Source organism: Pseudoalteromonas sp. S4492 (assembly GCF_005886115.1).
Classification (GTDB): Bacteria; Pseudomonadota; Gammaproteobacteria; order Enterobacterales; family Alteromonadaceae; genus Pseudoalteromonas; species Pseudoalteromonas gelatinilytica.
Genome location: NZ_PNCP01000158.1, coordinates 1 through 307, shown reverse-complemented (window position 1 = coordinate 307; position 307 = coordinate 1). Strand labels below are relative to the sequence as shown.

The 307-nt window shown below is 45.0% G+C and carries 1 protein-coding gene; it reads left to right on the top strand.

All coding sequences use genetic code 11. From position 1 onward, the window contains the following. A partial coding sequence (locus CWC28_RS22330) for a hypothetical protein (RefSeq protein WP_212746815.1) occupies positions 1–307 on the top strand: 307 nt, incomplete at both ends.

Here is a 307-nt window from a genome sequence, read left to right as displayed (position 1 = left end):
ATAGATCTGACCAGCCAGTTTGTAGAAGCCGTCTATGGCTTCAGCCCCAATCAGACAACCAACAGTATTCTTCTATCCTTTGACAAGATTGTTGAGTTCACTCGCAACGGTCTGGAATTTAGCTTTCTTCCCGGTCAGAGCCTTTGGGTAAAGAGTGATCCCAGGGCTCGATACCAACAAAGAGTCACAGCCTGTCTTGATCTTGAGTCAGAAGCCTGCAATAACTTTGTTAGCAGTAGCACCAAGGCAAAACTCCAGCGAGATCATGAAATAAAGCTGGCTGAATTCATTGGCAATGACAATTTTC